This window comes from Parasulfuritortus cantonensis, from assembly GCF_004337445.1.
GTDB classification, from domain to species: domain Bacteria; phylum Pseudomonadota; class Gammaproteobacteria; order Burkholderiales; family Thiobacillaceae; genus Parasulfuritortus; species Parasulfuritortus cantonensis.
On the sequence record NZ_SJZB01000047.1, the window covers coordinates 33,733 to 40,001 of the forward strand.

Here is a 6,269-nt window from a genome sequence, read left to right on the forward strand (position 1 = left end):
GCCGAGCGGGGGCATGACAATCTTGGGTGATCTAGGAGACGACCAATGTTTATGCATAGCAAGCGTAATTCCATCAAAACGCTGGCGGCTGCCGTAGCGGCCGTGGTGGCCTTGGGTATGGCCACCTTGCCGACCGTCAGTCAGGCCGACGAAACCAGCTGTTCCCCCTTCACCCCGCTCATCAAGGGCCAGGAAGACTTTGTCTACGTCTGGACCCTGGGTGTACAAGGCATCGGCGACGGGTCCGACAAGCTGGTGACCGTCGACGTCAACCCGAAATCGAAGAACTTCGGCAAGGTGATTGCCAGCCTGTCCGTGGGCGGCCGCAACGAAGCCCACCACCTGGGTCTGTCGGACGACCGCCGCTATTTGTGGGGTGGCGGTCTGGACAGCAGCAAGATTTTCATCTTCGACATCCACAGCAACCCCGCCAAGCCGAAGCTGGTCAAGACCATCGACGATTTCGTCGCCAAGTCCGACGGCATCGTCGGCCCGCATACCTTCTATGCCACCCCCGGCCGCATGATCATCACCGGCCTGTCCAACAACAAGGACCACGGCGGCGTCAGTGCGAACGTGATCTACAACGGCAAGGGCGACTACATCAAGACCGTGCCGGTTCCCACCACCATGGTGGGTGGGGCTCAGGGTGACGGCTACAACTACGACGTCGCCATCAACCCGCGTCGGAACGCCATGCTGTCGACCTCGTTCACCGGCTGGAACAACTATATGATGGACCTCGGCAAGATGGTGAAGGACCCCGAGGCCATGAAGCACTTCGGCAATACCACGGTCATGTGGGACTACAAGACCATGAAGCCGATCAAAGTCTTCAATACCCCGGGTGCTCCGTTGGAAGCGCGCTGGTCCTGGGCCAAGGGCGACAACTTCGCCGTCACGACGACGGCGTTGACTTCCAACATCTGGATTTTCGACCAGGACAAACAGGGCGAATGGCAGGCGCATAACGTCGGCACAATCGGCAATCCGGCCGACATCCCGCTGCCGGTGGATATCTCCATCGGCAACGACGGCAAGAGCGTCTGGATCAACACGTTCATGGACGGCACCACGCGTTACTGGGACTTCAGCGACCGCTACCATCCGAAAGAGGTGTACACGAAGAAGATCGGCTCTCAGGTCAACATGGTGTCCCAGAGCTACGACGGCAAGCGCGTCTACTTCACGACCTCATTGTTGGGCAACTGGGACAAGAAGGGGGCCGACGACGAGCAATTCCTGAAGATGTATTACTGGGACGGCAAGGAATTGAAGGAAGGTTTCAGCATCGACTTCTACAAGGAGAAGCTGGGCCGTGCGCACCACATGAAATTCCAGGTCCGCGATCTCAAGTCGTTGCAGCCGCTGCGTGCCGAGGCGGACGCTCCGGACAACGTCCGGCTCGCCTCCCTGCCGGGTGACGGCAAGTAAGGCATGCTGCCGGTTTCCCCTGCGGTAAACCGGGCCCGCCGCCTCCAGGTCCTGGGCGCGGCGGCGCTCCTGACGTTCCTGTCGTTGCACCCCGGCCCGCCGGTGCGGGCTGACCAAGGTGGCGACGATACGACTTTCGTGATCACACCCGAGTTCACGCCGCCCGTGCCGGGTAGCTACGAACTCATGCACATCATGCGGGCGCCGGGCGGCAAGGTGCTCGACCTGAATGGCAAGCGGCGCGACTTGGCCGAGTTCACACAGGGCAAGGTCACCCTGCTGTCCTTCATCTACTCTTCGTGTTCGGATCCGAATGGCTGCCCCTACGCCTACATCGTCTTCCATACATTGCAGAATCGCCTGGAGCGTGACCCGCGCTTCGCGGGCAAGGTCCAGTTGCTCTCCTTGTCCTTCGACCCGGCTCGGGACACGCCGGAGATGTTGCGCCTGTATGCCGGCGACAATGCCGACGCGAAACGGCCGGTCGAGTGGAATTTTCTCACCACGGCATCGGTGGGCGAATTGCTGCCCATCCTCGACGACTATGGCCAGGACGTTTATCTCGAGAAGGATCCCGATACCGGGAAATGGCTGGGCACCTTCAGCCATGTCCTCAAGGTCTTCCTGATCGACGAGCACCAGGAAGTGCGCGAGATCTATACGACGACCTTCCTGATGCCGGACATGGTATACAACGACATCGTCACCTTGCTGATGGAGTCTGGATTCAAGCCATGATGTCAGGCCTTGGCGTCCGCGCGGCGCGGGTCGTCGCGGTGGCGGCTTTCCTCGTCGTCGGGGTGGCTCATGCGGCGACGCCGGCCCAGATCGTTGCCCCGCTTGGACTTCCGCCCATGACGGTCCCGGAGGGGAATCCGCTCACCCGGGAAAAGATCGACCTGGGCCGTCGTCTGTTCATGGATCGGCGCCTGTCGCACAACAACACCATGTCCTGCGGCATGTGCCATGTGCCCGAGCAGGGCTTTACCTCGAACGAACTCGGGGCGGCCATCGGCATGGAGGGACGCAGCCTGCGGCGTAACTCGCCCAGCATGTACAACGTGGGCTATCAGCGGACGTTTTTTCACGAAGGTCGGGAGCCCCATCTGGAGGACCAGGTGTGGGGGCCGTTGCTGACCAAGGTGGAGATGGACATGCCGTCGGTGGGCTACGTGGTCGAGAAGGTGCGCCAGTTGCCGGAATACCGAGGCCTGTTCGAGGCCGCTTTCGGCGGCCCGGCCACGGCCGAGCGGATTGGCCAGGCGATCGCCAGCTGGGAGCGCACGTTGGTGTCGGGCAACTCACGTTTCGACCGCTGGTATTACGGCCACCAGGCGGACGCGCTCACCGCCCGGGAGCAGGCGGGTTTCACCGTCTTTATGGGGAAGGGGCGCTGTGCCGTCTGCCATCTGGTCGGAGATCGGTCCGCCCTGTTCACCGATCACCTGTATCACAATACCGGCTTGGGCTGGGAACGCACCATGTTCCCGGAGCGCAACAGCTACAAGGTCCAACTGGCGCCCGGCGTCTTCGTCCAGGTCATGGGTGCGATGTTGAAATCCTTCGAGCCGCCGCAGCCGGACGTCGGCCGCTACGAGGTCACTATCGACCCCAAGGACCGTTGGGCCTACAAGACACCCTCCTTGCGTAACGTCGCATTGACTCGGCCATATATGCACGACGGCTCCCTCGCGACCCTGGAGGAGGTGGTCGAGTTCTACGACAAGGGCGGTATCGACAACGAGAACAAGTCGCCATTGCTCCAGCGCCTCAACCTAGACTATGAGGAAAAAACCGCTCTGGTGGCGTTCCTGAAAACGCTTACAGGTGACAACATAGAGGCCCTGGCCAACGATGCGAGACTGGCGCCCGCTTCGCCGCCCAACTTGTCGCGCGACCCCTCCGACGCCTACAGCGAGTCTGTCGCGGGACATCCCTGAGCGATCTCGCGTTGGCCACTGCGTTCGAAAACTCGGAGGAATTGCGTGCCCGAAGCAACTCGGCATCATCGCGTGGTCATCGTCGGCGGCGGTGCCGGCGGACTGGAACTGGCAACCCGCCTGGGCGACACGCTGGGCAGGAAGGGCCTGGCGGACATCACCCTGGTGGACGCCGCCCGGACCCATCTGTGGAAACCCCTGCTCTACGAAGTGGCGGCCGGTACCCTGGATTCCTATGCCGACCAGTTGGAATATCTGGCCCAGGCCCGTTGGCACCATTTCCGCTTCCGGGTCGGCCGCATGTACGGTCTCGACCGGGCCAGCAAGGAGGTGCTGGTGGCGGCGACGCTGGACGAGGCCGGGGCCGAGATCACCCCGAACCGGCGTATCCCCTACGATACCCTGGTGATCGCGGTCGGCAGCCTGGCCCATGATTTCGGCATCCCGGGCGTGAAGGATCACTGCGTGATGCTCGACACCCCGGAGCAGGCACGGGCCTTCCACGACCAGCTGATCAACGCCTGCCTGCGCGCCCACAACCAGCCCGGACCGATCGAGCCCGGCCTGCTCACCGTGGCCATCGTCGGCGGCGGCGCCACCGGCGTGGAACTGGCCGCCGAATTGCACGGCACCGCCCGGCAGCTGCCGGCCTACGGCTTGGAGCGCATCGACCCGGACAAGGACGTCCGCATCGTCGTCATCGAGGCCGCCGACCGCATGGTGCCCGGCCTGCCGCCGCGCCTGTCCCAGGCGGTGGAGGAGCGCATGCGCGAGTTGGGCATCGAACTGCACACCGGCGAGCGGGTCACCGGCGTCGACGCCGACGGCCTGAGCACGGGTTCGGGGCTGCGCATCCCGGCGCGCATGATGGTCTGGGCCGCCGGCATCAAGGCGCCCGATTTCCTGGCCGGCATCGACGGTCTGGAAACCAACCGGGTCAACCAGCTCGTGGTTCGGCCCACCCTGCAGACGACGTTGGACGACGACATCTTTGCCTTCGGCGACTGTGCGGCCTGCCCGATGCCGGGCACGGAGGCCAACGTGCCGCCGCGCGCCCAGGCCGCCCACCAGCAGGCCAACACGCTGGCGAAGTCCATCCGGCGCCGCTTGCGGGGCGAGGCACTGCCGGAGTATGTCTACCGCGACTACGGTTCCCTGGTGGTGCTCGGCCGCTACAGCACCGTCGGCAGCCTGATGGGGGCGCTGACCGGCGGCAGCGTCATGGTGGAGGGCATCGTCGCCCGGCTGGTCTACTGGTCTCTGTATAAGCTGCATCAGGTCACCTTGAACGGCTATTTCAAGACCGTCCTGAGTACGTTGGCCAACCTGATCAATTCACCCAACAAACCGACCATCAAACTACATTGACCTGCACCTGGGTTGCATTCCTCCTCGGCCCGATAGGGCGGGCTCATTCGGGCGAGAAGTTGGCGCCAGGCCAGTCGGTGGCGCCAGACGATGGCACGCAATAGTTGCGATCAGAACGACGAGGACCTGGATCCCCAGGACTGGCGGGCCCTGCGAGAACTCGCCCATCGCATGGTGGACGATAGTCTGGACGAGTTGCGGGAACGCCGGACGATGCCGGTCTGGCGAGCACCACCGGAGGGTGCCCGGGACTATTTTGCCAGGGCCGCGCCAAGGCAGCCCCAGTCGCCCGAATCGGTGTATCGGGAATTTCAGGAGCACATACGGCCATATCCAATGGGCAACACCCATCCTCGTTTCTGGGCGTGGTTCATGGGTGGTGGCACGCCCTTCGGCGCCTTGGCCGACTTCCTCGCCTCGGCGATGAACAGCAATGTCGGGGGCGGCAATCACGCAGCGCCCATGGTGGAACGGCAGGTCATCGAGTGGATCAAGGAGATCCTGCATTTCCCGGCCCGGGCGAGCGGTCTGCTCCTGAGCGGGGCTTCGATGGCAAACTTGACCGGTTTGGCCGTTGCCCGTCATGCGATGGCCAGGTCCGACGTGCGGGCGGACGGTATGCAGTTGATACCGGAACCGATGGTCGTTTACGCCTCGACCGAGGCGCACGGCAGTGTGCAAAAGGCGGTCGAACTGCTTGGTTTCGGGCAACGGCAGTATCGCCGGATTCCTGTGCAAGACGACTATACTGTCGACCTCGGCGCGTTGAAGGCGGCGATAGCCGCGGACCGCGCGGCAGGCTTGCGGCCGATCTGCGTCGTCGGCAACGCGGGTACCGTCAACACCGGGGCAATCGACGATCTCGCGGGCCTGGCGCAGTTATGCCGGCAGGAAGGATTGTGGTTCCATGTCGACGGTGCCATCGGCGCCGTGGCCATACTCGCAGAGGGTGGCAGGAAGTGGCTGGATGGCCTCGATTTGGCCGATTCTGTCGCCTTGGACCTGCACAAATGGATGCAGATGCCTTTCGAGGTCGGCTGCGTCCTCGTCCGTGACCGGAGCATCCATCGGCAAGCATTTTCATTGGTCGAGGACTATCTCGAGCCGCAGGAACGCGGCCTGGCCGCCTCCCAGCCGTGGTTCATGGATTACGGGATGCAGACCACGCGGCAGTTTCGCGCCCTGAAGGTGTGGATGTTGCTGAAGGAACATGGTTTGGCGCGCTTTGGCCGTCTCATCGAGCGTAATCTGGCGCAGGCGCGCTACCTGGCCGAACGCGTAACGGCATCTTCCACGCTCGAACTGATGGCCCCGGTTCCGTTGAGCATCGTCTGCTTCCGCTTCAATCCGGGCGGTATTGGCGAAGCCATGCTGGACCGGATCAACATGGAGATCATGATCCGGCTGCAGGAGGAGGGCACGGCGGCGTTGTCCGATACGATCTTGCGAGGCCGGCGCTGTTTGCGTGCGGCGATAGCGAACCATCGAAGCCAGTACGGCGATTTCGATCTGCTTGTTGCCGAGACC

Annotated in this window: 5 protein-coding genes; all 5 read left to right on the forward strand. The window is 63.2% G+C overall.

Annotated features, from left to right (window positions below; all coding sequences use genetic code 11):
- Positions 1 to 51 precede the first annotated feature (51 nt).
- The gene (mtoX, locus tag EZJ19_RS13680; RefSeq protein WP_240754780.1) at positions 52 to 1,434 is read left to right on the forward strand and encodes a methanethiol oxidase; all 1,383 of its coding nucleotides are present in this window, start codon (positions 52 to 54) and stop codon (positions 1,432 to 1,434) included.
- Between the two features lie 138 nt (positions 1,435 to 1,572).
- Positions 1,573 to 2,172, forward strand: coding sequence for an SCO family protein (locus EZJ19_RS13685; RefSeq protein WP_165873579.1), 600 nt, complete (start codon positions 1,573 to 1,575; stop codon positions 2,170 to 2,172).
- Positions 2,169 to 3,374, forward strand: a complete 1,206-nt coding sequence (locus EZJ19_RS13690) for a cytochrome-c peroxidase (protein WP_165873580.1) — start codon at positions 2,169 to 2,171, stop codon at positions 3,372 to 3,374. Before EZJ19_RS13685 ends, EZJ19_RS13690 begins: the two co-directional genes overlap by 4 nt.
- A gap of 45 nt (positions 3,375 to 3,419) precedes the next feature.
- On the forward strand, positions 3,420 to 4,742 hold the full coding sequence (locus EZJ19_RS13695; RefSeq protein ID WP_131448517.1) for an NAD(P)/FAD-dependent oxidoreductase: 1,323 nt from the start codon (positions 3,420 to 3,422) through the stop codon (positions 4,740 to 4,742).
- Positions 4,743 to 4,832: 90 nt separating this feature from the next.
- Positions 4,833 to 6,269 (forward strand): pyridoxal phosphate-dependent decarboxylase family protein (locus EZJ19_RS13700; protein WP_131448519.1); only part of this gene is annotated, 1,437 nt, incomplete at its 3' end.

Bases quoted from the DNA above. Each gene is read 5' to 3' on its own strand.
- mtoX (WP_240754780.1), top strand. From the start codon at position 52: ATGCATAGCAAGCGTAATTCCATCAAAACGCTGGCGGCTGCCGTAGCG.
- EZJ19_RS13690 (WP_165873580.1), top strand. From the start codon at position 2,169: ATGATGTCAGGCCTTGGCGTCCGCGCGGCGCGGGTCGTCGCGGTGGCG.